The following is a 24,291-nucleotide window of genomic DNA, read 5'->3' on the forward strand; positions in this document are numbered from 1 at the left end:
CTCCGGCCGCCGTCATGTGCGCCCGCCCTCAGCGAGCCGGGTGGAAGTGATCCCAACCGGCCTCCGCCAGCGGCCGCTCGTCGAGGAAGACCTGCGGGTTCGCGCCGTCCGGCACCGTCTCGACCCGCCCGAGGACCCGCCAGTATGCCGGCACGCTCGCCGCATTGGGAAAGGTCGCCAACAGGCTGTGCTCCTCCCCGCCATTGAGGACGCAGGCCCGCGCCAGGTCCCGCGGGAGATAGGTCTCCGCCCAGTTCAAATCGGGCGCCAAGGCCGAACCGTCGATACGCAACACCACCCCGCTGGCTCGGGCAAGTCGCGCCGCATCCCGCGAGAGCCCGTCCGAGACGTCCAGCATCGCGCTCGCCCCCGCCGCGGCGGCGATCGGGCCCTGCCCCAGCGGTGAACTCGGCCGCAGATGGTGCGCGACACCAGCCGCCGGAAGCTCACCACCCACCGGGCCCCCCGCAGACGCGCCCTCCAGCAAGGCCAAACCGACCCCCGAGCGGCCTAGCGGCCCGGTCACGGCGAGCACGTGCCCCGGTCGCGCCCCCGAGCGCAGCACCGGATCACCCGGCAACTCGCCGAAGGCGGCGATGGTCACCATCGCGACGCCCGCGGGCGCGGATGAGAGGTCCCCGCCGGCGACGCTCACGGCATACCTCCTGCACTGCTCCCCCAACCCGCGGGCGAAGCGCAGCACCCAGTCCACGGGCGTCTGCGGGTCCAGGACCAGGGTGCACAGGATCGACGTCGGCACCGCGCCCATCGCCGCGACATCGGCGAGATTGGCGATCAGCACCTTGGCGGCGACATCCTCAGGGCTCGACCAGTCATCGCGCCAGTCCCGCCCCCGCACCATCGTGTCGGTCGTCGCGACGATCGCCCCAGCAGACTCGAGGATCGCCGCATCATCGCCGGGCCCGAGGCGGTCGCGGCGCGGGCCGGCGAGAAGGGGGAGCACCTCGGCGAGCAACTCATCCTCGGTGAGATCGGCCACGACACCCCGGGGAGACGACGACACGTCGTGCAGGGTAGCGTTCAGGCGAGATCCCAGTTGGGATTGCACCCATCGCATCGCATCCGGTGCGCGCTCGACCCGCCCGAAGGGGGACCAACGTGGTTCAGGCCTACATCCTCATCCAGACCGAGGTCGGCAAGTCCGCCTCGGTGACAGAGGCCGTTTCCGGCATCTCCGGCGTCACGCTCGCCGAGGATGTGACCGGCCCCTATGACTGCATCGCGCGCGTCGAGGCCCCCACGGTCGACGACCTCGGCAAGCTCGTCATCGCCCGGATTCAGGAAGTTCCCGGCATCACCCGGACGCTGACCTGCACCGTCGTCCACGTCTGATCGCGGCCGCGGGCCTGCTGGTCCTCGGTGGCGCGCTCGTCGGTTGCTCGAGCGCCGTCGAGGTGACGATCCCGCAGGCCTCCGGCGCCTCGTCGGTATGCCGTGAGCTCGCCTGGCCCGCCGCGCTCGGTGATCTCGCGGCCCGCGCGACCGATCCCTCGGATCCGGCGGTTGCCGCGTGGGGCGACCCGCCGGTGATCGCCCGCTGCGGCCTCGCGCCCCTCGAGCCGACGACCCTGGAATGCCTTGCGGTCAATGGGGTCGACTGGGTGGTGCGCCCACTGGATGACGGCGCGGCCTTCGCGACCTATGGCACCGATCCGGCGATCGAGGTGCTGGTGCCGTCCGCATACGCCCCGGAACCGATGCTGCTGACCGACTTCACGACGGTCGCCAAGAGCCTGCCGCGCACTGAGCGCCGCTGCATCGGCTGAGCGCCGTCAGCGCAGCCCCACCGGACGCTCCATCGCGAGCGCGATCAGTTCGTCGATGAGTTCCGGATAGCTCATCCCGCTGGCTTCCCACATCCGCGGATACATCGAACTCGGGGTGAAGCCCGGCATGGTGTTGATCTCGTTGATCAGCACATCCCCGGAGTGCGTATAGAAGCAGTCCACCCGTGCCAGCCCCTCGCATCCGAGCGCGAGAAAGGCTTGCGAGGCCAGTGCTTGAATGCGCTCCTGGATCTCGCCCGGCACTTCGGCGGGGCAATTCAACTCCACCGCATCGCCGTCGAGATACTTCGCCTCGAAGTCGTAGAACGCATGCCCATGGCCGGGCCGCACGACGATCTCACCGACCGAAGAGGTGCGCGGCAGAGCGCCGTCCCGCCCTTGCAACACAGCGCATTCGATCTCACGGCCGTCGATGCCCGCCTCGACGACGACCTTCAGGTCGTGCCGGCGCGCCTCCTCGATCGCCGCGTCGAGGTCATCCAGCGAATCGACCTTGGTGATGCCCATCGACGAACCGGCCCGGGCCGGCTTGACGAAGAGCGGCAGGCCGAGGCTGGCGCAGGCATCCCGGGCAGTCGCCGGGTCGTGCCGCCACTGCGCGTCGGTGATCACCGTATGCGGACCGATCGGCAGCCCCGCCCCCGCGAAAACGACCTTCATGAAGTGCTTGTCCATCCCCGCCGCCGACGCGAGCACCCCCGACCCGACATACCTCAGATCGGCGAGCTCCAGCAGCCCCTGCACGGTGCCGTCCTCGCCATATGGCCCATGCAGCAGCGGGAAAACCACATCGACCTCGCCGAGCTCGCGCGGCACCTGCCCGGCGTCGAGGGTGCGCAGGCCGCGGTCGCGGGTGCTCGTCGGCACCACGACCCCGGTCGCGGACTCGGGCACGGCAGGGGTATGCCCGCGGGTCAGCTCCAATACGGACGGATCGTCTTCCAGCAGAACCCATTTGCCATCCGGCGCGATACCGATCGGCAGCACGTCGTAGCGCTCCCGGTCGATGGCCCGCATCACGCCAGCCGCCGTGGCGCAGGACACGGCGTGCTCGGAGGAGCGCCCCCCGAAGAGCAGGGCGACGCGCAGTTTGCTGGATTCAGGCGAGGTGCTCATTGCTCCCGAGGTTACCTGCGGGCGCGTGGACGAGGCCCGAACCACGCCCCACGGACGTCGTATTGTCGCGGGTATGCCGCACCCCACCTCCCTGCGCCCCGCAAGCACCGTCGTCGCCGCCGGTCGTCCGCCGCGCGGCCCGGGAGCGGGAGTGGTTGTCCCGCCGCACTTCACCTCGACCTATGAGGTTGGTGCGCCGGTTGTCTATGCGCGCCAAGGCAATCCGACGTGGACGGCCTTCGAGGAGATCATCGGCGAACTCGAGGGCGGCCGGGCGCTGGCCTTCGCGTCCGGCATGGCGGCGGCCGATGCTGTGCTCTCCCTGGTGCCCCATGGCGCGGTGGTCGTCGCGGCCTCCGGGGTCTACAACGGCGTCGACGCAGTGCTGCGCGAGGGGGAGGCGAGCGGGCGCTGGAGCGTCCGGTGGGCCGATATCACCGATCCCGACGCGGTCGGCTTTGCAGTCGATGGGGCGGACCTGCTGTGGCTGGAGTCCCCGACCAATCCGCTGCTCGATGTCGCGGATCTCGGCGCGGCGTGTGCCGCTGCTCGGGCGGCTGGTGCGGTCAGCGTCGTCGACAACACCTTCGCCACCCCTTTGTTGCAGCAGCCGCTCTCGCTCGGGGCGGACATCGTCATGCACTCGGCGACGAAATACCTCTCGGGCCATTCCGATCTGCTGATGGGCGTCCTCGTGGTGGGAGCCGCCGATGAGGATCGGTATGCCGCTCTGCATCGCCGCCGGACCCTGGGGGGCGGCATCCCCGGACCCATGGAGGTCTTTCTCGCCACCCGCGGAATCCGCACTCTCGCAGTCCGTTTCGAGCGTGCCTGCGCCACCGCGGGAGAACTCGTCGCGCGTCTGCGCGCCGACGCGCGCGTCGAGAAGGTCCGCTATCCCGGCTTCGGGGCGATGGTCTCGATCGAGATCCGCGGTGGGGCCGCCGCCGCGGATGCCGTATGCCGTGCGGCCCACCTGATCAGCCACTCCACCTCGCTCGGCGGCGTGGAGTCGCAGTGGGAGCGCCGCCGGGCGATCCCCCTCGAGCCGGCGACTACGCCGGACAATCTGGTGCGTCTAAGTGTCGGCATCGAGGATGTCGAGGACCTCTGGGCCGATATCGACCAGGCGCTTGCCGCCGCCGGCGTGTGAGCTATCAGGAGGCTTTCGGCAGGTCTTTCGGGTGGCCGAACTCGCTCTGCCCGTGGTGGGCCGGGTCGTAGCGTTCGACCGGCGCGACCTCGCCGCGGATGGTCTCCAATTGGGACGTCAGCGCCGCCATGATCCGCCGCGTTGCCTCGGCGACGGCGGCCCGCTGGTCGGGCACGTCATACAGATCCGTCAGGTCCACCGGCGCTCCCGCCGTGATGCGCATTGTCTTGCGCGGCAAGAGCTTCGGCAGCTTCGCATAGGGCGCGAGCAACTCCTGGGGCCCCCACATGGCCACGGGGATGACGGGGCTGCGGGTCTCCAGCGCGATCCGCGCGGCTCCCGTCTTGCCGCGCATCGGCCAGATGTCGGGGTCACGCGTGAGAGAACCCTCGGGGTAGACACCGACTGGCCGTCCGGCGCGCACCGCCGCCACCGCCGCGCGATAGGCATCGGAGGCCTGGGACGTGCCGCGATAAACAGGGATCTGCTGGGCCTTGGTCACGATCCAGCCGATCACCGGGACGCGGAAGACGCTCTCCTTGCCGAGGAAGAAGATCGGTCGCCCACTGTCATACATGAAGTGCCCGAAGGTCAGCGGGTCGATATGCGAGAGGTGATTGGGGACGGCGACGAAGCCGCCGGTCGCCGGAATGTTCTCCATCCCACGCCAGTCCTGCTTGGTCAGCAGCCGCAGCAGCGGCCGGACCACTGACACGACGAATCGATACGCCAGGGGCAGGGATCGCTGGTCTGCGGTGCGCATACATCGCCTCGTCGGTGGGGGGGGTCGGTCGGGTGCAGCCTACGGCCGGCGTGACACGATCGGGGGCATGTCCGATGCGGCGCGCGGGTGGCGCGTGGTCGTCCCGGTCAAGGGCGCGCCCTTAGGCAAGTCCCGGCTCGCGGTCGCGTCGCGGGACCGGTTGGCCCGCGCCTTCGCGCTGGACAGCATCGACGCCGTCCTTGAGGCGATCGGCCCGGCCGGTCTCGTTGTGGTGACCGGCGATGAACAGGTAGGCCCATATGCCGAGGCGGCCGGCGCCCTCGTCCTCCCCGACCCGGGGACTGGCCTGAACGATGCGATTCGCGCTGGCCTCGCGGCGGATTCGCCGCCGCCGATGCGGGCGGCCCTGCTCGGCGATCTGCCGGCCCTCACCGCAGCGGATCTCCTCTCCGCTTTGGAGGTATGCGGTGGCCTCCCCCGCGCTGTCGTTCCGGACCACCAGGGTTTCGGGACAGTCCTGCTGACCGCGGTGGGCGCCGATCTCGCGCCGTCTTTCGGCGACGGCTCGGCGGCACGACACGAAGCGGCCGGGCATACCCGGCTCGATCTCGACCTGCCGCGACTGCGCACCGATGTCGACGTGCGCGACGACCTGGCGACGGTCCTCGCGCTGGGGTGCGGACGGCATACGGCGGCCGTGCTCGCCGACGCGACGGCGCTACTGTGAAGCCCATGCAGGGCAGCATCTTTCGCTATGTCGAGACGGACGCCTCCGGGGAGGTGATCCTCGACGGCGGCCGGGTGTTGCCGTTCACCGCTGACGCACTCGTGGGCAGCGGGTTGCTTGGGCTGCGGATCGGCCAGCGGGTCAGCCTGGCGCTCGGCGATGGGGAGCCCGCCAGCGTCGAGCGGCTGTGGATCGTCGGGATCGGCGAGGGCCAGGCCATCCACTGATTCCCAGAACGACTGGGAGAGCGCATGATTCAGGCCCGACGCGCGAGCTGCGCGACGGGCCTGAATCGATGAGCGGGGACTACTTCGCGGACTTGCGGGCCGTCGACTTCTTGGCGGTCGCGGCCTTGGTCGTGCTGGACTTCTTGGCGGCCGACTTCGCTGGCGCAGCCTTGGTCGTGGCGGCCTTCGCGGTCTTGCTGGCGGCCTTGGCCGGCGCCGACTTCGCGGCTGCCTTGGTGGTCGCGGCCTTGGTCGTCGCCTTCTTGGCGGCCGACTTCGCCGGCGCTGCCTTGGCGGTCTTCTTTGCCGCCGGAGCCGCGGCGGCGGTCGCGGCAGCGCTATTGGCGCGCGCGAGCGGGGCGCCCTTGGGCATCGACTTCGGGGCGGCGACATAGCCCTTGAACTTTGCGCTCGCGGTGAAGCGCGGGACGGCCGTCTTGCGGATGCGGACCGTTTCGCCGGTGCGTGGGTTGCGGCCGGTGCGCGCGGCGCGGGCGGCCTTCTCGAAGGTGCCGAAGCCGGTCAGAGCGACCTTGCCACCCTTGGACACCTCGGTGACGATCGCCTCGAGGATGGTTTCGACGGCCTCCGTGGCAGCCTTGCGACTGCCCAGCTTGCTTTCGATCGCCGCAACGAGATCTGCCTTGTTCACGTGGGAACCTTCTTCATCATGTCGATGCCGGAGGGGCCGGCGACCCTGCGAACCGGCAACTACGACAACCCGGTTCGCTCTCGACGGTAGGACCCCGAACCCCGTTAGTCCAGAAAGATGACGCGATGAGTTTCGCCGTGTCGCAACGACTTCGAGCGTTTTGCTCGCTTAGGCGTTGATGACCAGGGGCTTGAAAGTCGGCCGATTCTGTTCGTACTCAGTGATATTCGCTTCGTGACGCATTGTCAGACCGATGTCGTCGAGGCCTTCGAGCAGCCGCCAACGCGTGTATTCGTCAACCTCGAAAGGCGCGACGATCTCCCCAGCGGTGATCGTCCGCGAGCCCAGATCGACGGTGATCTCGGCACCCGGGCTGTTCTCGAGGTACTTCCAGATCAGCTCGATGTCGTCCTGCGATGCCACCGCGGTGAGCAATCCTTGTTTGCCGGAGTTGCCCCGGAAGATGTCGGCGAAGCGGCTCGAAATCACCACGCGGAAGCCATAATTCATCAGCGCCCACACCGCGTGCTCGCGCGACGAGCCGGTGCCGAAATCCGGACCGGCCACGAGGACCGAACCCTCGGCATATGGCCCCTGATTGAGGATGAAGCTCTCGTCCTTGCGCCAGGCCGCGAAGAGGCCGTCCTCGAAGCCCGTGCGCGTGACGCGCTTGAGGTATTCGGCGGGGATGATCTGGTCGGTGTCGACATTGCTGCGGCGCAGCGGAACCCCGATGCCGGTGTGGGAAGTGAAGGCCTGCATGGTTGTTGCCTTTCGTCAGTCCAGGTCGGCGGGCGAGGAGAGGGTGCCGCGGATGGCCGTCGCGGCCGCCACGAGCGGGCTGACCAAGTGGGTGCGTCCGCCCTTGCCCTGCCGACCTTCGAAATTGCGATTGGAGGTCGAGGCCGAGCGCTCACCGGGAGCCAACTGATCGGGATTCATGCCGAGGCACATCGAGCAGCCGGGCAGTCGCCATTCGGCGCCCGCGGCGCGGAAAACCTCGTCCAGACCTTCGGATTCGGCCTGCAGCCGCACCCGGGCCGAGCCGGGGACGACGAGCATACGCACGCTGTCGGCAACCTTGCGGCCCTTGACGATCGCGGCCGCCGCGCGCAGGTCCTCGATGCGACCATTGGTGCACGAGCCGACGAAGACGGTGTCAACGGCGATCTCTCGCAACGGAGTTCCTGCGGTGAGGCCCATGTATGCCAGTGCCGCCTCCGCCGCGCGCGCCTCGTTCTCGTCGGGAATCAGCGCCGGGTCCGGGACGCTCGCGTTCAGCGGCGCGCCCTGGCCGGGATTAGTGCCCCAGGTGACGAACGGGGTCAGGCTGTTGGCGTCGATCTCGACAACCTCATCGAAGGTGGCGTCATCGTCGGTGCGCAAGGTCGACCAATAGGCGACAGCGGCATCCCAGTCCGCGCCGGTGGGCGCATGGTCGCGGCCCTGGAGGTAGTCGAAGGTGATCTGGTCCGGCGCGATCAGACCAGCACGCGCGCCCGCCTCGATCGACATATTGCAGACCGTCATTCGGGCTTCCATGGAGAGCGCTTCGATGGCCGCGCCGCGGTATTCCAAGACATAACCCTGGCCACCGCCGGTCCCGATCTTGGCGACGACCGCGAGGATGATGTCCTTGGCGGTGACGCCCTCGGCGAGATGCCCCTCGACATTGATCGCCATCGTCTTGAAGGGCTTCAGCGGCAAGGTCTGGGTGGCGAGCACGTGCTCGACCTCGCTGGTGCCGATGCCGAAGGCGAGCGCCCCGAAGGCCCCGTGGGTGGAGGTATGGCTGTCCCCGCAGACGATCGTCATACCCGGCTGCGTCAGGCCCAATTGCGGGCCGACGACGTGCACGATTCCTTGCTCGGCGTCACCCATCGGATAGATCGTCACGCCGAACTCTGCGCAATTGGTGCGCAGCGTTTCGACCTGCGTCAGGCTGACCGGATCGGTGATCGGTCCGGGCGTCGTCGGGACGTTGTGGTCCTCCGTCGCAAGGGTCAGGTCGGGGCGACGCACCGGCCGGCCGGCGAGGCGCAGGCCGTCGAAGGCCTGCGGCGAGGTGACCTCGTGAATCAGGTGCAGGTCGATGTAGAGGATGTCCGGCTCGCCCTCGACGCTGCGCACCACATGGTCCGCCCAGATCTTCTCCGCGACTGTCCGGCCCATGCCGCCTGCCCTTCTTTCCCTCACGCCGCCCCGGCACTCGGGACGGCTTAACGCACTTCCTCGGAAGGTTTCCACGCGTAACCGGCCCTGGAACTTGCGTCTCAGGCAATGAGACGGCAATATCAAGACATGGACAACTCGAGTGGGGTCGGCGTTCTGGACAAGGCCGCCATCGTCTTGGGGGCTTTGGAATCCGGCCCCGCCACCTTGGCACAGCTCGTGACAGCGACCGGACTGGCGCGCCCGACAGCTCATCGCCTCGCGGTCGCCCTGGAGCACCACCGTCTGGTCTCGCGCGATCTGCAGGGCCGCTTCGTCCTTGGTCCGCGCCTCGGTGAGCTTGCCGCCTCCGCCGGTGAGGACCGGCTGTTGGCCGCCGCCGGCCCGGTGCTCGGCGCCTTGCGCGATCACACCAATGAGTCCGCGCAGCTCTTCCGGCGCCAGGGCGATCATCGCGTCTGCGTCTCCGCGGCCGAGCGCCCCGTGGGCCTGCGCGACTCCATACCCGTCGGCGCGACCTTGTCGATGCTCGCCGGCTCCGCGGCCCAGGTGCTGCTCGCCTGGGAGGAACCCGACCGGCTGCACCGCGGCCTGCATGGCGCGGCCTTCAATGCCACCACGCTCTCTGGGGTCCGCCGGCGCGGCTGGGCCCAGAGCGTCGGCGAACGCGAGCCCGGCGTCGCGTCGGTCTCCGCCCCGGTCCGCTCCCCCTCCGGCCGCGTCATCGCCGCGGTGTCCATCTCCGGCCCCATCGAGCGGCTCTCGCGCCAACCGGGGCGCCTGCACGCCGCGACCGTCATCGCCGGGGCGAACAAGCTGACCGAGGTGCTGGCCCGCCACGCGGCCGCCCAAGACGCCGCCGCCCGCGCCCAGGCCCACTGAAGCCGCTGCGCAGGGCATGCGAAAGGCCCCCTGCGGATGCAGGGGGCCTTTCATTACGTAGCCCCGACGGGGTTCGAACCCGCGCTACCGCCTTGAGAGGGCGGCGTGCTAGACCGCTACACAACGGGGCCGTGGAAGTAGTAACGATACTGGAGAAGTATCGCGACTACCGAATCCTGCAGCCGAGGCGGCTGCGGGAGCTGGGGTACCAGGACTCGAACCTAGAATGAGTGAACCAGAATCACTAGTGTTGCCAATTACACTATACCCCAAGGGGTATCCCCGCCCCTTCGTGCCAAGGCACGCGCGGGCGGTGAACCGAGGAACAATGCTACCGGCTCCCCTCGCCCGCCCAAAATCGGTTAGTCCGGCCGCGACGGCTCACGCCAGCAAATCGGCAGGGCGGAAGCCCACCACCAGTGGTGCCGTGACGGTGAACTCCTCGTCCCCGAGGGCGCGCACCGGGTCCGCATACTCACCGTCGACCAAGCGCCATGCCGTCATACTCGGCGCCTCCGGGTCGATCACCCAGTAGTGCTCGCAGCCGGCGGTCTCGTATGCCGCCCGCTTGGTTAGCAGGTCGAAACGACGGGTGCTGGACGAGAGAATCTCGATGGCCAGCAGCGGCGCGCACGGCAGATCCTTGTCCGTGAAGCGTGCCCGCTCGGCGAGCAGGAGGTCTGGCTGAAGGATCGTGGCGCCGTCCAGGGCGACATCCACCGGGGCCGCCAACAGATCGAGTCCGGCGGGCACGGCGGGGAGCAAGAGGGCGATCAGGCGCATTTGCACACGCTGATGCCTCGGCGATGGGGCGGGGGTCACGATCAGGGACCCGTCCAATAACTCGTGTCGGCGCCCATCATCGGGCAACCGATCGAGATCCGCGCGCGTGAACGCCCGGCCGGCCGACATGATCGTCACAGCACTCATCGTCCCTCACTCTCGCCGTGGCCGCCATGCCCTAAAGTCTGGTGGCCTTCCGAAGTGTGTCGACTTCGTTATCCACAGGACGGGTCGGCTTATTACAGACTCTCCCGGAGCGCGTGGAGGCGGGCCAGGGTCGAGGTCTTGCCGAGGATTTCCATCGACTCAAAGAGCGGCGGCGAGATGCGGGCGCCGGAGACGGCGACGCGCAGGGGGCCGAAGGCGAAGCGAGCCTTCTTGCCCAGACCGTCGACGAGCGTGGTGCGCAGCGTCTCCTCGAGCCGAGTGGCATTCCAATCGGTCCCGCCGACCAGCGAGGCGAGGTGGTCGTCAATATCGGACAGCGCCTCGATCGCCGCGTCCAGCACCTGCGCCGCATCCTCGCCGAGCGAAGCGCGCGCGTCGTCCTCGATGAGCAACTGGTCATCGGCGACGAAGAAGGGCAGCGCCAACGGAACGGCCTCCTTCAGCAGCGCGATCCGCGTTTGGATCAGCGCCGCGACATCCTTCAGCCGGCCGAGTTCGCCGAGGCTGGGGGCGCCGGACAGCACGCCCTCGCGCTCGAGATAGGGCAATAGCCGGGAGGTGAAATCGTTCAGCTCCAGGTCGCGGATGTAGACGCCATTGAGCCACTCGAGCTTTTTCAGATCGAAGATCGGACCGACCGGATTGATCTTCGACCAAGCGAACTCCCGCGAGAAGTCGGCGAAGGTGAACTTCTCGACGTCATTGCCCTCCGCGTCCTGAGCCGGCGGATAGGCAAGCAGCGCAAGGAAATTCACGAGCGCCTCGGGGAGGTAGCCCTCCTCGACGAACCACGTCAGCCGGGCCGCGGGATTCTTGCGCTTGGAGATCTTGGACTTGTCCGCATTGCGCAGCAGCGGCATATGCGCGAACTTCGGCGCGTCCACGCCCAGCCACTTGTAGAGCAACAGGTGCTTGGGCGTTGAGGAGATCCACTCCTCACCGCGCACGACATGCGTCACTTCCATCTCGTGGTCGTCGACGACAACGGCCAGGTGGTATGTCGGGAAGCCGTCGGCCTTGAGGATCACCTGATCGTCGGGTCGCGGCGCGCTGACTCGGCCGCGGATGAGGTCGTCGAAGTCCAGATCGACGTCATCCGGGATGAACATGCGCACGACCGGGTTCTCGCTGAACCCCGGCAGTTCGCGGCGCTCCTTCTCACTCTTGCCATGGCAGAGCCGGTCATAGCCGGTCGGCAACTTGTTCTTCTGCTGCTCCTCCCGCATCGCCGTCAGGCGCTCGGGGCTGCACCAGCAGTGATAGGCGTGCCCGGACTTCAGCAGCTTCTTGACATAGGGCGCATAGGTCTCGAGTCGCTCGGACTGCCGATATGGCCCGACCGGCCCGCCGATGTCGGGCCCTTCATCCCAGTTCAGGCCCAGCCAGTGCAGGGTGTCGAAGACCTGCTTCTCGCTGTCGGCGCGGAAGCGGGCCCGGTCGGTGTCCTCGATCCGCAGCAGGAACTGGCCGCCCTGCTGGCGCGCGAAGGCCAGATTGAAGAGCGACATATATGCCGTGCCGACGTGGGGATCACCGGTCGGCGAGGGGGCCACACGCAGGCGCACCGGACCGAGTTTGTACTTGCTCATAGTGACCCGATTCTAGGTTGGCGCTTAGCGGCGCACGAACGGATTGGCGAGCGTTCCGATGCCCTCGATCTCCACCTCGACCCGGCTGCCATGATCCACCGGCCCAACACCGGCGGGCGTGCCCGTCAAGATGACATCGCCGGGCAGCAGGGTGAAGGCCGCGGACAAGAATTCGATCAGCGTCGGCACATCGAAGACCAGATCGGCGGTGGAGGCCTCCTGAACGACCACACCATCGCGGCGCGTCACCAGCTGCAGGTCGGAGGGATCGAGATCCGTGGCGATCGCGGGGCCGAGCGGGGTGAAGGTGTCCATGCCCTTGGCCCGAGCCCACTGGCCGTCGCCGCGTTGCAGATCGCGGGCCGAGACGTCATTGGCGCAGGTGAACCCGAAGACCACCTCGCGCCACCGGGACTTCGGGACGTCCTTGGCGATGCGGCCGATGACGACCGCCAACTCGCCTTCGTAGTGCACCTCCTGCGTGAACGAGGGCAGGACCACCGGATCATCGGGCCCGATCACCGAGGTATTCGGCACGAGGAAGACCAGCGGTGACGAGGGGACCTCACCGCCCATCTCTTTCGCGTGATCGGCATAGTTGCGCCCGATCCCCAGGATCTTGCTGCGCGGGATCACCGGCGCGAGCAAGCGCACCTCATCGATCGCGAAGCGTTCGCCGGTGAACTGCACCCCGGCATAGATCGGATCGCCCATGATCTGCGCGACGGTGCTGCCGTCCGCCTCGAGCACGCCATATGCCGGGTCCTCCCCAGCGCTGAACCGCACAATCCGCATGGACCCCAACCCTACGCGGGCCGACCCGGCCCCCTCAGAGGCGACCGGCGACGGTGGCGGCAAGGACGGCATACCCCGCGTCATTCGCGTGGATGTCGGCCTTGGTGCACATCCAGGTCCAGGCACAGATGGTCGCGACATTGGTGGGGACCGAGGTGCCCGGCGCCGGCGACCAGTCAGTGCTGTGGAAGGCGGCTGCCACATCCGCGATGAGCGCGCCATTGGCTGCCGCGGCGCCCGCGATGACGCCATTGAGCATGGTCTGCAGGGTCGCGGAGAGTTGCGCGACCTGGATGCCAGACGGGCCGGTGAGCCAGGCCGCGAGGAAGGGGTTGTAGTAGTTGAGGACGACGATCTGCGCGTTAGGAGCGGCCGACCGCAGCTTGCCGAGAATCATTGGCAGGTCAGTCGCCACGGTGTTCAGGCCGTTCTGCACGCACGGCAGGTCGATGGCCAGGCCACGCACGCACCGCTGCACGTCATTGGCGCCGATGTCGATCGTCACCACGCGCGTGAACTGCCCGTGCGCGTGCAGGAAGTCGAGGGCCTGGTCGAACTGGCTGCCCGCCTCATAAGCGCAGCGGCCGCCGCTGACCATCGTCGCGACCGTCTCTCCAGAACACGCGAGGTTGACCAGCTTGGTCTTCGGCGATTGCGCGCGGACGGCATCAAGAACGCCACCGACATACCCACCGGTTTTGTCGTCACCCATCCCCGGCTGGTAGCCCGCGGCGAGCGAATCGCCCAGCGCCAGGTAGTAGCCGGTGGCCTTCTCGACGCCGCGCGGCGAGGGATCGGCGTGGGCGGCGGCGGGCAGGATCGCGAGGGCAGCGATGGTGGCCAGGACGGTGCGCTTCATCGCGAACCTCTATCTGATCGAGCGGGCTGAGCGTCTGGCAGCGTAACCCCGCAGCCTGCGAGATTACGGTTGGGCAGTGGACGCAATTCGGATTCCCCGCGCGGAATGGCGAGGCCGCGAGGCCGCGCATGCCGCGCGCGCCGACCGTCTCACCGCGGCCCACCTGGCGCGCCACGGCGCCAAGCATCCGGTCGAGGACTTCCTCTTCCGCTACTACAACTTCCCGCCGGGCAAGTTGCGCCGGTGGCACCCCGGTCCGGGGGTGATTCTCGACGATGCAGGGGGTATGCCGCGCGCCGCCTGGTCGGGCTATCTCACCCTCGCCGACGGCGGCGTCCTGCTCGACCATGCGGCTCTCGCAGCGAAGCGCGCGACAACGATCGCTTTCGTCCGCTCGCTGCTGGCGGCGACCCTTTCCCGGCCGGCGTTCACCGGCTGCTTCGGACTGCACGAGTGGGCGATGGTCTTTCGCTTGCCGGCGGGCGAGGTTCGCCATGAGGACTACCCGCTGCGCCTGTCCCCCACCGAGACCGATCGTGTCGTGGAGTCACATCCCTTGCGCTGCAGCCACTTTGACGCCTTCCGCTTCTTCACCCCGGATGCGGTGCCGCGCAACGCAACTCAACCCACGCGAGAGGGTCAGGTCATGCAGGAGCAACCCGGCTGCCTGCACGCGGGGATGGATGTTTACAAGTGGGCACACAAGCTCACCCCGCTGGTGCCGGGCGACGTCCTCCTCGATGCCTTCGAATTGGCGCGCGACATCCGCGTCCTCGACATGCAGGCCTCGCCCTACGACCTGGTCGACCTCGGCTACGCCCCCATCAAGATCGAGACCCCAGAGGGCAAGAGCGAGTATGCCGCCGCGCAACGCGCCTTCTCCGTGCGCTCCAACGATCTGCGCCGCCGCCTCCTCGCGGTCCTCGACGCCGTGACTGACGAAGTGACAGACGCCGTGACCGGCGAGTAGGTCTGAGCTTTGGCACCACATACAGTGCCAAAGCTCAGACCTTCTCCGTCGAGCTCAGTCGCCCTTGACGTTCACCAGCTGCCGGAGCGTATGCCGGATCTGCACCAGGTCGGCGGCGTCGGCCATCACCTGGTCGATGTCCTTGTATGCCGCCGGGATCTCGTCGATGAAGGCTGCGGTGTCGCGGAACTCGATGCCGGCCATCGACTCCCGCAACTGCTCCTGGGTGAAGGTCCGCCGCGCCGCGGACCGCGAGTGCACCCGGCCGGCGCCATGTGGCGCCGAGTTCAGCGCGAGCGGATTGCCCAGTCCCGCAACGACATACGACGCCGTCCCCATGGACCCGGGGATCAGCCCAGCCTCACCGACCCGAGCCGAGATGGCGCCCTTCCGGGAGAGCCAGACCTGCTTGCCGAAGTGCTTCTCCTGCTCGGTGTAGTTGTGGTGGCAGTTGATTTCCTCCAGCCGCTCCACCGGCACCCCGACCCAGTCCTGAACGCACGCGTGCAGCCGATCCATCATCTCTTCCCGGTTCAGCAACGCGTAGGTTTGCGCCCACCGCATCTGCCGGATGTAGGCCCAGAACTCGTCCGTCCCCTCCACGAGGTAGGCAAGATCCCTGTCCGGCAACGGAATCCACCACTGCTGGCACAGCTTCTGCGCGACGCCGATGTGGTGCTGAGCGATCTTGTTGCCGACGCCCCGCGACCCGCTGTGCAGGAAGAGCCAGACCGTGCCGGTCTCGTCCCGGGTGATCTCGATGAAGTGATTGCCCGAACCGAGGGTGCCCAGTTGCAGATCCCAGGCCCCGAGGTATGCCGCGGGGTCGAACCCCGCGTCCTCCGCGAGGGTCCGCAGCTTGTCCAGCCGAGCGATCGTGTGCTCCCGGCTGATCCGCTGGTTGCGCGCGCCAGCCGACAGCGGGATCGCCTTCTCGATGGCGACCCGGACGCTCGCCCGATCGGCGGGCAGGTCGGACTCCTGCAGGCCGGTGCGGACGGCGATCATGCCGCAGCCGATGTCGACGCCGACGGCGGCCGGCATGATCGCGCCGAGCGTGGGAATGACCGACCCGACCGTGGCGCCCTTGCCCAGGTGGGCGTCGGGCATCAGCGCGAGATGCGGGTGAATGAAGGGCATCGTCGACGCGGTCTTGGCCTGCGCGGCCGTGGCGTCGTCGAGGATGCTCGCCCAGTTGAACAACCTGGGAGCGAGCTTGTGCATTGGCGTGAACTTTCTCGTGCGCACCCGTGAGCGGGTGACCCGACGGGCGCCGGGCCTCGTCACGATAGCGACGAACAGCCTTGCCCTGCCGGTGATTTTCCGCCGTGCAAGGGCAGTCGACGCGTTAGCGGGGGGCGACGCCCGCCCGGATCAGGCCATAGGTCACCGACTCCAAGAGGGCATCCCAACTCGCCTCGAGGATGTTGGCGGCAACACCGATCGTGGACCAGGTCGTCGAGCCATCGGAGGTCTCGATGAGCACGCGCGTAATGGCGTCGGTGCCATGCTCGGTGTCGAGGATGCGCACCTTGTAGTCGACCAATTCCAGGTCGGCGAGTTCGGGATAGGCCGACGCGAGTGCCTGCCGCAGGGCGTGGTCGAGCGCATTGACCGGGCCATTGCCCTCGCCGGTCTGCACGACCCGCTTGCCCGCCGCGCTCACCTTCACCGTCGCCTCCGATAGCGCGTCCTGCTCGCCGCGGCTGTCGGTGATGACCCGCCAGGACTCGACGTCGAAGAAGTCGGGCAGCTTGCCATCGAGCTCCCGCCGCAGCAGCAACTCGAAGCTCGCGTCAGCCGCATCGAAGGTGTAGCCGCGCAACTCCAGGTCCTTGACGGTGGCCAACACCCGCGCCACCTTGGCCTTGTCCTCCTCTGAACCGGAGTCCAGGTCGAAGCCCAACTCGCGGCTCTTCAACTCGATCGAGGCGCGACCAGCCATGTCCGACACCAGCATTCGCATGTCATTGCCGACCGCCTTGGGATCGGTGTGCTGATACAGATCGGGGTCGACCTTGATCGCACTGGCGTGCAGGCCGGCCTTGTGGGCGAAGGCGCTGGAGCCGGTATAGGGCTGGCGACTGTAGGGCGCGACATTGGTGATCTCGCTGATCGCATGCGAGATTCGGGTCGCCTCGGCGAGGCGGTGCGGCTCGATGAGGTCGCGCTTCTGCTTGATTTGCAGGTTGGCGACGATGGTGACGAGATTGGCGTTGCCGGTGCGCTCGCCATACCCATTGATCGTCCCCTGCACGTGCGTGGCGCCCGCGTCGATCGCGGCCATCGAGTTTGCGACGGCGCAGCCGGTGTCGTTGTGGCAGTGGATGCCAATCCGCGCGCCGGTCGCGCCGACGACATCGCCGACCATGTCCGCGATTTCGTTGGGCAGCATTCCGCCATTGGTGTCGCATAGGGCGACCACCTCGGCGCCGGACTCGGCCGCGGCGCGCACCGCTTCCAGGGCGTATGCCCGATCGGTCCGGTAGCCGTCGAAGAAGTGCTCCGCGTCCACGAAGACGCGGCGGCCTTCGCCGCGAAGGAAGGTCACCGTGTCGCGGATCATCTCGAGGTTCTCCGCGAGGGTCGTCCGCAGCGCCCGCTCCACGTGCCCGCCATGACTCTTGGCCACCAGCGTCACGACGGATGCCCCAGAGTCGAGCAGGGCCCGCACCAACGGGTCCGAATCGGCCCGACCGCCCGCCCGACGCGTCGCGCCGAAGGCGGCCAGCGTCGCATTGCGCAGCGTCAGCTCGCTCTGCGCGCGCCGGAAGAATTCCGTGTCCTTGGGGTTCGCGCCCGGCCACCCGCCCTCAATGAAGCCGACCCCCAGTTCGTCCAGGTGCAGGGCAATCGCCAGCTTGTCCGTCACCGAGAGGTTGAGCCCCTCTTGCTGCGCGCCGTCGCGCAGCGTGGTGTCGTAGACGTGCAGGTCGCTCATGTGCTTCACCTTGTCTGAACGTGGTCGGTCAATCGGCCTGGCGGGCAACAAAAAACCCCCCAGGGCTGGGAGGTCGGCGCAACGAGAGGTCTCGTTGCGCTAGTGGATAATCATGCTCGCGAAGGTCACATGCTCACTCTACACATCCCCCCGCGCCAGCCAAGGCCGTCCGTATGCCGACCACTCGCCCCGCGCTCCCAGTCGGGGAGGGCTCGTTAGGCCAGTTGCGTCAGCCAGCCGTGGGTGTCTTCGACCCGGCCATACTGAATGTCGAGCAGGCGGCTGCGGATCGCATTGGTGATCTCGCCGCCCGCGGCACCGGCGGTCGAGGGCGTGCTGCCGCCCTCCCAGCGCAGCTCCCCGACCGGCGTGACCACCGCCGCGGTGCCGCAGGCGAAGATCTCGACAATCTCGCCGGACGCAACGCCGTCCTTCCACTGCTCGATCTCGATCCGCTGCTCCTGGGGGTCGAGGCCGAGTTCCTTGCCGAGATCGAGGATCGAGCTGCGGGTGACGCCCTCAAGGATCGAGCCCGTGAGCTCAGGAGTGAGCAGGCGGTTGTCCTTGGTGACAAAGAAGAGGTTCATGCCGCCCAGTTCCTCGATGAAGGTCTGGGTCGCAGCGTCGAGGAAGACGGCCTGGTCGCAGCCGTGCTCGATCCCCTCCAACTGCCCGGCGAGCGAGGAGGCGTAGTTGCCACCGCACTTCGCGGCCCCCGTGCCGCCGGCACCCGCGCGGGCATAGTGCTGGGAGATCCACAAGGTCACCGGCTTCAAGCCGCCGGAGAAGTAGGCGCCGGCCGGGGAGGCGATGACCGAGAAGGTCACCTCGTTGGCGGGCCGCACGCCGAGGAAAGCCTCGCTGGCATACATGAAGGGTCGTAGGTAGAGGCTCTTTTCGCTGCCGTCCGGCGCCTCCGGCACCCAGGCCTGGTCGGCCGCGACGAGGGCACGCAGTGAAGCGATGAAGTCCTCTTTCGGCAGCACGGGTAGCGCGAGCCGGGCGGCGCTGCGCGCCATCCGCTGGGCGTTGGCCTCGGGCCGGAAGGACCAGATCGAGCCGTCGGCGTGCCGGTAGGCCTTCAGGCCCTCGAAGATCTCCTGGGCATAGTGCAGCACCGCCGCGCTCGGCATCAGGCTAATCGGCCCGTATGCCGTGACCCGCCCGTCATGCCAGCCCGCGTCCTTGGTCCACGTCGCGACCGCCATGTGGTCGGTGAAGTGCTTGCCGAAGCCCGGGTCCTCCAAGATTGCGGTGCGGTCGGCCTCGCTGCGGGGGGAGGGGTTGGCGGTGAGTTCGAACGAGAGCGCCATCGCGAGTGCGCCTGCCTTCCTTGGCCGTTGCCGGGAGTCGGGTATTGCCGACCGGGTCTGCTGCCCAGGGTAGTCACGCTTCCGCGCCAGCCCCGCATCGCGGGTCAGTGCACGAGCGGGCGCAGCGCCTCGGCGGCCATCGTCACGACGCCGGGGAGGTGCCCATTGCCGATCATGTTGAGCACGATGCCGGGGACGGCGCTCAACTCGCCGAGGAACTCGGCGGCACCTATGTGCACTGCAATGTCGCCGACAAGGCCGAGGTGGACAACCTCTTCAAGGTCGCCTTCCCGCGAGGAGGCGTTCGTCCTCGCTCAGGTGAGGCAGATCCGACATACCCAACCCCAATCACAATGGTGCGAAGTTGGACCGATGTTAGCGACGCACCCCTGCTTTGAGAAGGTGTGCAATGCAAACGTGACTGCGTGTCAGACGCGGGCGGCGATCGCGTCCCCGATCGCGCTCGTCGAGCGCGCGGCAGTCCCGCGCTCGGCCAGGTCGGCGGCGACCGCCGCCTCGACGCGCGCACTGTGCTCCGTGAGGCCGAGGTGGTCGAGCATCATGGCCACCGAGAGGATCGTCGCCGTCGGGTCAGCCTTGCCCTGACCCGAGATATCCGGCGCCGAACCGTGGACCGGCTCGAACATGCTCGGCGCGGTGCGCTCGGGGTTGATATTGCCGCTGGCCGCAAGCCCGATGCCACCGGCGATCGCCGCCGCGATGTCGGTGATGATGTCGCCAAAGAGGTTGTCGGTGACGATGACATCGAAGCGGCCCGGGTCGGTCGCGAGGAAGATCGTTGCGGCGTCGACATGCTGGTAGCCGATCTCGACGTCCGGGAATTCCGCGCCGACCTCGTCGACGGTGCGACGCCACAGGTGTCCGGCGTTGACGAGGACGTTGTGCTTGTGGACCAACGTCAGGTGCTTGCGGGGCCGCGCCTGGGCCCGGGCGAAGGCGTCGCGCACCACGCGCTCGACACCGAATCGGGTGTTGACGCTGACCTCGGTCGCGATCTCGTTCGGGGTGCCCACTCGCACGGCGCCACCATTGCCGACATAGGGCCCCTCGGTGCCCTCGCGGACAACGACGAAGTCGATGCCCTGCGGCGCGACCCGCTCAACCGCCAGCGGGCTGGCAACCCCCGGATAGAGCCGAGCAGGGCGCAAGTTGACATAGTGGTCGAGGGCGAACCGCAGCGGCAGCAGCACCCCGCGTTCCAGGACGCCACTGGGCACGCTCGGGTCGCCGATGGCGCCCAGCAGGATCGCGTCGTGACCGCGCAGCTCGCCAATCACGCTGTCCGGCAAGGTTTCTCCGGTCGCGTGCCACCGGCGCGCGCCAAGGTCGTAGTCGGTGGCCGCGGCCTTGACGCCCACGGCGTCAAGGACCTTTAACCCTTCGGCAACAACCTCGGGACCGATGCCGTCCCCCCCGATGACGGCGAGCGAAAAGGACGTGGATGCAGAGCTGGCCATACCCGCGAGCCTAGGCGCGCGTCTTGTGATGCGGACCGCTCGTCCCAGATCGCGGAACCTTCGGCAAACGGCGGCGCGCTGCCGGTCTCGGACCTGGGAAGTGGCAGCGCCACCCTCCAATTGACAACCGCCGCGTTCTTTGGTTCATTAGTCATGTAACTAACCAAGGAGGCAGGTGTGATCGACGGCCCACGACCGATCTTCGTCGAACTTGCCGACGCCATAGCGGACGACATCCTCGTCGGGACCTACCCACCCGACGCGCAAGTCCCCTCGACCAACGAACTGGCCGCGCACCACCGCATCAATCCGGCCACGGCCGGCAAAGCGCTCAACCGCCTCGTCGACGAAGGCCTGCTCGTCAAGCGCCGCGGCTTGGGCATGTTCGTGGCGGACAACGCCCCCGAGTTGCTCCGCAAGCGACGTCTCGACGACTTCGAGGCCCAGTTCATCGTGCCTCTACGGACCGAGGCGCAACGCCTTGGCATCTCCGACGCAGAACTCCACAAGCTTCTCGACAAGGACCACTCATGACCGGCGGCATTTCCCTCATCGGGCTGACCAAGGCCTACGGCGACCACACCGTGCTCGACGACCTCCACCTCACCTTCGAGTCAGGCAAGATTCATGGCCTGCTCGGCGCGAATGGCACCGGTAAGACCACCTTGATGTCACTCATGAGCCGCCACACCTTCCCCACCAGCGGCAGGGTCCTACTCGATGGTCGCGACTTCGGCGAGGACCCCGGACAGGCCCAGCGCCTCTGCTTCATCCGCGAGAACCAGCTCTACAACGACGCCTTCAAGGTGCGCGACGTGCTGCGGATCGCGCCCGACTTCTACCCAGACTGGGACGCGGCCACGACCGCCCGCTTGGTTGACCGCTTTCGACTCCCACCGGCCACGGTCGTCAAAAAGCTATCTCGCGGCCAACGATCGGCCCTGGCCATCGTGCTGGCGCTCGGCTCGCGGGCCGACTTCACCTTCTTGGACGAGCCCTACTTGGGGCTGGATCCCGGTGCGCGAGAGACCTTTTATGAGGAGCTCATCCGCTCCTATGGCGCCCAGCCGCGCACGATCATCATGTCGACCCATCTTGTCGATGAGGCCGCGCCCCTGCTTGAGGAGGTCGTTGTGCTCAACCAGGGTCGGGTCGCCCTGCAGGCCCCGCTCGAGGAAGCCGAGGCCCTGGCTCTGACCCTCTCTGGTCCCACGACATCCCTCGACCGCTGGCTGCAGGAGCATCCCGACCATCCGAGCCTCACCCGTCGCACCCTCGGGCCGACAGCCACCGTCACGACACTGGGCCCGCTGTCCGACGCCGAAAGCGCGAGTGCGAGCCAGGCCCAGCTGCGCGTGACCTCCACGTCCCTGCAGGGTCTCGTCGCCGCCCTGGGCAATAGCAACCACGAGGTGGCCTGATATGACCACCACCTCGACCCTCACCTCGACACCTCAGCGCTCGACCACCCCTGCGAGCCCCTCGACAAGGACATCCGCGATGACCCAAGCTCTGCGTCCACTCAAGCTCTATCTGGCCAACCGCTACTACGTCCTCGGCGTGCCCCTCTTCATTTACGCAGTCGTCGTGGTCCTCAGCATCGCGGTGGTCGCGATCATCGGCTCGATGACTGGATTCCCGCTCTCCGAGGAGATCCGCGAGGGGACTCGCAACAACGCTGGCGTCCTCTTCTCGGCACCCTGCTTCCTCGTCTCCGTCGGCGTCTTCGCGGCCACCCGCAACTTCGCTCTCGCCCTCGCCCTCGGCGCAACCCGCCGCAGCTTCTGGGCCGGGACCACCCTGGGCTTCGCCCTGACCTCGCTAATGACCGCGACCGCCGCTTCGGTCGGGCTCGGTCTCGAACGCCTCACTGGCCACTGGTTCATCGGCGCGCATGTCTTCGATGTCCACGTCTTCGGCGATGGCGACCTCGCGGTCCTCTTCGTTGGCGTGTTCGTCATGGCGATCGCCTGCCTGGCCGCGGGTGCCCTTTTCGGCACCCTCTTTCGCGCCTACGGCACGGTCCGCACTGTCTTGTGGGGTGCGGCCATGGGCGTTGTCGCGTTGGGCTTGCTCACCCTTGCCGCAGTCAACGATGAGCGCGTTCTCGCGTGGCAGGACGCGTGGGGCGAGTGGCTCTCAGTCAGCGTGATTGCTGCCGTGGCCGCCGCCTTCCTGGCTGGTTCCTACGCCGCCGTGCGCCGGGCCACCATCTGATCGCATCCACACCACAGGCCGGGGTATGCCGGGAGGTCACCTCCTGGCATACCCCGCCTTGTGGAGTCGGCTCAGTCGACGAGCGCGACGACCTCGGCGAGGGTCGCGTTGACCTCGGCGGCGATGGCCGCTAGGACATCCGCGGGAATGGCCGAGTCGAGGGTCAGGACGACGAGGGCCTTGCCGCCCTCCTCGTTGCGAGAGACCTGCATGCCGGCGATATTGACGCCGGCATCGCCGAGGAGGCGACCGAAGGCACCGATGACACCGGGCCGGTCGACATACGACAGGAACGCCATGTGTGTGCTGATCGGCACCTCGAGGTCGAAACCATTGACGCCGGTGACCTTTTGGACCATCTTCGGACCGGTCAGGGTGCCGGCGATGGAGACGACCGAGCCATCGGCGAGGGTGCCGCGCAGGGTGGTGACATTGCGGAAGTCCTCGGCGACCGGGTTGGTGACGAGGCGCGCTTCGCAGCCGCGCTCGGCCGCCATGAGGGGCGCATTGACGTAGGTGACCGGCTCTTCGGTGATATCGGTGAAGAGGCCCTTGAGCGCCGAGAGCTTCCAGATGCTCACATCGAATTCGGTGATCTCGCCCCGGACATCGATGTCGAGTTGGACCGGCACCGAGCCGGCGACCGCGGTGAAGATGCGGCCGAGCTTCTCGACCAGATCGATACCCGGGCGGATCTCCTCGGCGATGACGCCACCCGCGACATTGACGGCATCGGGGACGATATCGCCGGCGAGGGCCAGGCGCACCGATTTGGCGACCGAAATGCCAGCCTTCTCCTGGGCTTCCTCTGTCGACGCGCCAAGGTGCGGGGTCACGACGACCGACTCGTGGTCGAAGAGGGGGGAAACCGTGGTCGGCTCGGACGCGAAGACATCCAGCCCGGCGCCGCCGATGTGGCCGGAGGCGATCGCGTCGGCGAGGGCAGCCTCGTCGACGATGCCGCCGCGGGCCGCGTTGACGATGATGACCCCCTTCTTCGCCTTGGCCAGCGCGTCCTTGCCGATCAGTCCGAGCGTCTCGGCGGTCTTCGGCAGGTGGATCGAGATGAAGTCCGCCTCGGCCAGCAGTTCGTCGAGAGTCACGAGGCGGGCCCCGAGCTGGCCGGCCTTCTGGGCCGAGACATAGGGGTCGTAGGCGAGGATCTCCATACCAAAGCCCTTGAGGCGCTCGGCGACCAGCTGGCCGATGCGCCCGAAGCCGACAATGCCGACCTTCTTGTCGAGCAGTTCGACGCCGCCATACTGACTGCGCTTCCACGCCCCGCCCTTCAGCGCCTGATTGGCGGGCGCGATGTTTCGCGCGGCCGCCAGCATCAGGCCGACCGCGAGCTCGGCAGCGCTGGTGATATTCGAGGTCGGCGCATTGACGACCATCACCCCGGCCTTTGTGGCCGCCGGAACGTCCACATTGTCCAGGCCGACCCCGGCGCGCGCGATGACCTTCAGTCCCTTGGCCGCGGCGATCGCCTCGCCGTCCATCTTTGTCGCGGAGCGGATCAACACGGCGGAGGCGCCGGGCAGCGCGGACAGCAGCTGGGAGCGGTCGGCGCCGTCGCAATGACGGACCTCAAAGTCGGGACCCAGGGCATCCAGGGTGGCGGGCGAGAGTTCCTCGGCGATGAGCACGACCGGCTTGGTCATGAGCACTGTTCCTTCGTGGGACGGGACGGCCCCACCGGCGCACTGGCGCGAAAACG

At 67.9% G+C, this 24,291-nt stretch carries 26 protein-coding genes and 2 tRNA genes; 10 read left to right on the forward strand and 18 right to left on the reverse strand.

The genetic code is table 11. The features are described from left to right. Nucleotides 1-28: 28 nt before the first annotated feature. Nucleotides 29-1,024 carry a thiamine-phosphate kinase gene (gene thiL, locus ABD225_RS13715; protein ID WP_344086451.1) on the reverse strand — a complete coding sequence of 332 codons (996 nt, stop codon included), beginning with the start codon at nt 1,022-1,024 and terminating at the stop codon, nt 29-31. A 95-nt stretch (nt 1,025-1,119) separates the two neighbouring features. On the opposite strand from thiL, the gene ABD225_RS13720 reads away from it, so the two are divergent. Both ABD225_RS13720 and ABD225_RS13725 read left to right on the forward strand, forming a co-directional pair. Then, a complete protein-coding gene (locus ABD225_RS13720; protein ID WP_344086454.1) occupies nt 1,120-1,353 on the forward strand; it encodes an Lrp/AsnC family transcriptional regulator in 234 nt (77 codons plus the stop codon). A 62-nt stretch (nt 1,354-1,415) separates the two neighbouring features. Continuing rightward, the gene (locus ABD225_RS13725; protein ID WP_344086457.1) at nt 1,416-1,787 is read left to right on the forward strand and encodes a DUF3515 family protein; all 372 of its coding nucleotides are present in this window, start codon (nt 1,416-1,418) and stop codon (nt 1,785-1,787) included. A 6-nt stretch (nt 1,788-1,793) separates the two neighbouring features. On the opposite strand, the gene ABD225_RS13730 is transcribed toward ABD225_RS13725, so the two are convergent. Then, complete coding sequence (locus ABD225_RS13730; protein WP_344086460.1) at nt 1,794-2,924, reverse strand: D-alanine--D-alanine ligase family protein; 1,131 nt, start codon at nt 2,922-2,924, stop codon at nt 1,794-1,796. Nucleotides 2,925-2,997: 73 nt separating this feature from the next. Here ABD225_RS13730 and ABD225_RS13735 point away from each other — a divergent pair, with 73 nt between their 5' ends. Further along, nucleotides 2,998-4,077: a trans-sulfuration enzyme family protein gene (locus ABD225_RS13735; protein ID WP_344086463.1), complete on the forward strand. Its 1,080-nt coding sequence runs from the start codon at nt 2,998-3,000 to the stop codon at nt 4,075-4,077. Nucleotides 4,078-4,081: 4 nt separating this feature from the next. Here ABD225_RS13735 and ABD225_RS13740 read toward each other — a convergent pair whose 3' ends face one another. Then, on the reverse strand, nt 4,082-4,840 hold the full coding sequence (locus tag ABD225_RS13740) for a lysophospholipid acyltransferase family protein (protein ID WP_344086466.1): 759 nt from the start codon (nt 4,838-4,840) through the stop codon (nt 4,082-4,084). A 67-nt stretch (nt 4,841-4,907) separates the two neighbouring features. On the opposite strand from ABD225_RS13740, the gene cofC reads away from it, so the two are divergent. After that, on the forward strand, nt 4,908-5,528 hold the full coding sequence (gene cofC / locus ABD225_RS13745) for a 2-phospho-L-lactate guanylyltransferase (RefSeq protein WP_344086469.1): 621 nt from the start codon (nt 4,908-4,910) through the stop codon (nt 5,526-5,528). Between the two features lie 5 nt (nt 5,529-5,533). Further along, nucleotides 5,534-5,755, forward strand: a complete 222-nt coding sequence (locus tag ABD225_RS13750; protein WP_344086472.1) for a hypothetical protein — start codon at nt 5,534-5,536, stop codon at nt 5,753-5,755. 79 nt (nt 5,756-5,834) lie between these two features. On the opposite strand, the gene ABD225_RS13755 is transcribed toward ABD225_RS13750, so the two are convergent. From ABD225_RS13755 to leuC, 3 genes are all read right to left on the reverse strand, one after another. Next, entirely contained in the window at nt 5,835-6,407 is a 573-nt protein-coding gene (locus ABD225_RS13755; protein ID WP_344086475.1) for an HU family DNA-binding protein, read from the reverse strand. Between the two features lie 168 nt (nt 6,408-6,575). After that, nucleotides 6,576-7,169, reverse strand: coding sequence for a 3-isopropylmalate dehydratase small subunit (leuD, locus tag ABD225_RS13760; protein WP_344086478.1), 594 nt, complete (start codon nt 7,167-7,169; stop codon nt 6,576-6,578). 15 nt (nt 7,170-7,184) lie between these two features. Continuing rightward, entirely contained in the window at nt 7,185-8,579 is a 1,395-nt protein-coding gene (gene leuC, locus ABD225_RS13765; RefSeq protein ID WP_344086481.1) for a 3-isopropylmalate dehydratase large subunit, read from the reverse strand. Nucleotides 8,580-8,708: 129 nt separating this feature from the next. On the opposite strand from leuC, the gene ABD225_RS13770 reads away from it, so the two are divergent. Next, nucleotides 8,709-9,461, forward strand: coding sequence for an IclR family transcriptional regulator (locus ABD225_RS13770; protein ID WP_344086484.1), 753 nt, complete (start codon nt 8,709-8,711; stop codon nt 9,459-9,461). 58 nt (nt 9,462-9,519) lie between these two features. Here the strand turns inward: ABD225_RS13770 and ABD225_RS13775 are convergent. The 6 genes from ABD225_RS13775 to ABD225_RS13800 all read right to left on the reverse strand — a co-directional run bounded on the left by ABD225_RS13775 (nt 9,520) and on the right by ABD225_RS13800 (nt 13,655). Then, a tRNA-Glu gene (locus tag ABD225_RS13775) sits at nt 9,520-9,592 on the reverse strand. A gap of 69 nt (nt 9,593-9,661) precedes the next feature. Beyond that, nucleotides 9,662-9,733, reverse strand: a tRNA-Gln gene (locus ABD225_RS13780). A gap of 109 nt (nt 9,734-9,842) precedes the next feature. Next, nucleotides 9,843-10,391 carry a Uma2 family endonuclease gene (locus ABD225_RS13785; RefSeq protein WP_344086487.1) on the reverse strand — a complete coding sequence of 183 codons (549 nt, stop codon included), beginning with the start codon at nt 10,389-10,391 and terminating at the stop codon, nt 9,843-9,845. 92 nt (nt 10,392-10,483) lie between these two features. Beyond that, nucleotides 10,484-12,001, reverse strand: a complete 1,518-nt coding sequence (gene gltX / locus ABD225_RS13790) for a glutamate--tRNA ligase (RefSeq protein WP_344086490.1) — start codon at nt 11,999-12,001, stop codon at nt 10,484-10,486. A gap of 24 nt (nt 12,002-12,025) precedes the next feature. Next, the gene (locus ABD225_RS13795; RefSeq protein ID WP_344086493.1) at nt 12,026-12,796 is read right to left on the reverse strand and encodes a fumarylacetoacetate hydrolase family protein; all 771 of its coding nucleotides are present in this window, start codon (nt 12,794-12,796) and stop codon (nt 12,026-12,028) included. A 34-nt stretch (nt 12,797-12,830) separates the two neighbouring features. After that, the gene (locus ABD225_RS13800) at nt 12,831-13,655 is read right to left on the reverse strand and encodes a GDSL-type esterase/lipase family protein (protein ID WP_344086496.1); all 825 of its coding nucleotides are present in this window, start codon (nt 13,653-13,655) and stop codon (nt 12,831-12,833) included. Between the two features lie 76 nt (nt 13,656-13,731). On the opposite strand from ABD225_RS13800, the gene ABD225_RS13805 reads away from it, so the two are divergent. Next, on the forward strand, nt 13,732-14,625 hold the full coding sequence (locus ABD225_RS13805; protein WP_344086500.1) for a 3-methyladenine DNA glycosylase: 894 nt from the start codon (nt 13,732-13,734) through the stop codon (nt 14,623-14,625). Between the two features lie 54 nt (nt 14,626-14,679). On the opposite strand, the gene ABD225_RS13810 is transcribed toward ABD225_RS13805, so the two are convergent. The 5 genes from ABD225_RS13810 to ABD225_RS13830 all read right to left on the reverse strand — a co-directional run bounded on the left by ABD225_RS13810 (nt 14,680) and on the right by ABD225_RS13830 (nt 20,357). Further along, nucleotides 14,680-15,849: an RtcB family protein gene (locus ABD225_RS13810; RefSeq protein WP_344086503.1), complete on the reverse strand. Its 1,170-nt coding sequence runs from the start codon at nt 15,847-15,849 to the stop codon at nt 14,680-14,682. Nucleotides 15,850-15,973: 124 nt separating this feature from the next. Further along, entirely contained in the window at nt 15,974-17,566 is a 1,593-nt protein-coding gene (cimA, locus tag ABD225_RS13815; protein ID WP_344086506.1) for a citramalate synthase, read from the reverse strand. 215 nt (nt 17,567-17,781) lie between these two features. Then, nucleotides 17,782-18,879, reverse strand: a complete 1,098-nt coding sequence (locus ABD225_RS13820) for a branched-chain amino acid aminotransferase (RefSeq protein WP_344086509.1) — start codon at nt 18,877-18,879, stop codon at nt 17,782-17,784. A gap of 104 nt (nt 18,880-18,983) precedes the next feature. Next, nucleotides 18,984-19,118, reverse strand: a complete 135-nt coding sequence (locus tag ABD225_RS13825; RefSeq protein WP_344086512.1) for a hypothetical protein — start codon at nt 19,116-19,118, stop codon at nt 18,984-18,986. Nucleotides 19,119-19,307: 189 nt separating this feature from the next. Further along, on the reverse strand, nt 19,308-20,357 hold the full coding sequence (locus tag ABD225_RS13830; protein ID WP_344086515.1) for a 3-isopropylmalate dehydrogenase: 1,050 nt from the start codon (nt 20,355-20,357) through the stop codon (nt 19,308-19,310). Nucleotides 20,358-20,534: 177 nt separating this feature from the next. On the opposite strand from ABD225_RS13830, the gene ABD225_RS13835 reads away from it, so the two are divergent. The 3 genes from ABD225_RS13835 to ABD225_RS13845 all read left to right on the forward strand — a co-directional run bounded on the left by ABD225_RS13835 (nt 20,535) and on the right by ABD225_RS13845 (nt 22,574). After that, a complete protein-coding gene (locus tag ABD225_RS13835) occupies nt 20,535-20,891 on the forward strand; it encodes a GntR family transcriptional regulator (RefSeq protein ID WP_344086518.1) in 357 nt (118 codons plus the stop codon). After that, nucleotides 20,888-21,778: an ABC transporter ATP-binding protein gene (locus ABD225_RS13840; RefSeq protein ID WP_344086521.1), complete on the forward strand. Its 891-nt coding sequence runs from the start codon at nt 20,888-20,890 to the stop codon at nt 21,776-21,778. Before ABD225_RS13835 ends, ABD225_RS13840 begins: the two co-directional genes overlap by 4 nt. Before the next feature lie 79 nt (nt 21,779-21,857). Further along, complete coding sequence (locus ABD225_RS13845; protein ID WP_344086524.1) at nt 21,858-22,574, forward strand: hypothetical protein; 717 nt, start codon at nt 21,858-21,860, stop codon at nt 22,572-22,574. 71 nt (nt 22,575-22,645) lie between these two features. Here ABD225_RS13845 and serA read toward each other — a convergent pair whose 3' ends face one another. Further along, nucleotides 22,646-24,235: a phosphoglycerate dehydrogenase gene (serA, locus tag ABD225_RS13850; RefSeq protein ID WP_344086527.1), complete on the reverse strand. Its 1,590-nt coding sequence runs from the start codon at nt 24,233-24,235 to the stop codon at nt 22,646-22,648. Nucleotides 24,236-24,291 lie beyond the last annotated feature (56 nt).

The sequence above is a fragment of the Nostocoides veronense genome, assembly GCF_039531185.1.
GTDB lineage: Bacteria > Actinomycetota > Actinomycetes > Actinomycetales > Dermatophilaceae > Nostocoides_A > Nostocoides_A veronense.

What these genes read in the sequence shown, in the direction of transcription:
- gltX (WP_344086490.1), bottom strand. Translation starts at nt 12,001, where the DNA reads ATGAGCAAGTACAAACTCGGTCCGGTGCGCCTGCGTGTGGCCCCCTCG.
- leuC (WP_344086481.1), bottom strand. Translation starts at nt 8,579, where the DNA reads ATGGGCCGGACAGTCGCGGAGAAGATCTGGGCGGACCATGTGGTGCGC.
- ABD225_RS13810 (WP_344086503.1), bottom strand. Translation starts at nt 15,849, where the DNA reads ATGCACAAGCTCGCTCCCAGGTTGTTCAACTGGGCGAGCATCCTCGAC.
- cofC (WP_344086469.1), top strand. Translation starts at nt 4,908, where the DNA reads ATGTCCGATGCGGCGCGCGGGTGGCGCGTGGTCGTCCCGGTCAAGGGC.
- serA (WP_344086527.1), bottom strand. Translation starts at nt 24,235, where the DNA reads ATGACCAAGCCGGTCGTGCTCATCGCCGAGGAACTCTCGCCCGCCACC.
- ABD225_RS13800 (WP_344086496.1), bottom strand. Translation starts at nt 13,655, where the DNA reads ATGAAGCGCACCGTCCTGGCCACCATCGCTGCCCTCGCGATCCTGCCC.
- ABD225_RS13830 (WP_344086515.1), bottom strand. Translation starts at nt 20,357, where the DNA reads ATGGCCAGCTCTGCATCCACGTCCTTTTCGCTCGCCGTCATCGGGGGG.
- ABD225_RS13845 (WP_344086524.1), top strand. Translation starts at nt 21,858, where the DNA reads ATGACCCAAGCTCTGCGTCCACTCAAGCTCTATCTGGCCAACCGCTAC.
- leuD (WP_344086478.1), bottom strand. Translation starts at nt 7,169, where the DNA reads ATGCAGGCCTTCACTTCCCACACCGGCATCGGGGTTCCGCTGCGCCGC.
- ABD225_RS13750 (WP_344086472.1), top strand. Translation starts at nt 5,534, where the DNA reads ATGCAGGGCAGCATCTTTCGCTATGTCGAGACGGACGCCTCCGGGGAG.
- ABD225_RS13820 (WP_344086509.1), bottom strand. Translation starts at nt 18,879, where the DNA reads ATGGCGCTCTCGTTCGAACTCACCGCCAACCCCTCCCCCCGCAGCGAG.
- ABD225_RS13785 (WP_344086487.1), bottom strand. Translation starts at nt 10,391, where the DNA reads ATGAGTGCTGTGACGATCATGTCGGCCGGCCGGGCGTTCACGCGCGCG.
- ABD225_RS13740 (WP_344086466.1), bottom strand. Translation starts at nt 4,840, where the DNA reads ATGCGCACCGCAGACCAGCGATCCCTGCCCCTGGCGTATCGATTCGTC.
- ABD225_RS13795 (WP_344086493.1), bottom strand. Translation starts at nt 12,796, where the DNA reads ATGCGGATTGTGCGGTTCAGCGCTGGGGAGGACCCGGCATATGGCGTG.
- ABD225_RS13730 (WP_344086460.1), bottom strand. Translation starts at nt 2,924, where the DNA reads ATGAGCACCTCGCCTGAATCCAGCAAACTGCGCGTCGCCCTGCTCTTC.
- ABD225_RS13770 (WP_344086484.1), top strand. Translation starts at nt 8,709, where the DNA reads ATGGACAACTCGAGTGGGGTCGGCGTTCTGGACAAGGCCGCCATCGTC.
- ABD225_RS13735 (WP_344086463.1), top strand. Translation starts at nt 2,998, where the DNA reads ATGCCGCACCCCACCTCCCTGCGCCCCGCAAGCACCGTCGTCGCCGCC.
- ABD225_RS13840 (WP_344086521.1), top strand. Translation starts at nt 20,888, where the DNA reads ATGACCGGCGGCATTTCCCTCATCGGGCTGACCAAGGCCTACGGCGAC.
- cimA (WP_344086506.1), bottom strand. Translation starts at nt 17,566, where the DNA reads ATGAGCGACCTGCACGTCTACGACACCACGCTGCGCGACGGCGCGCAG.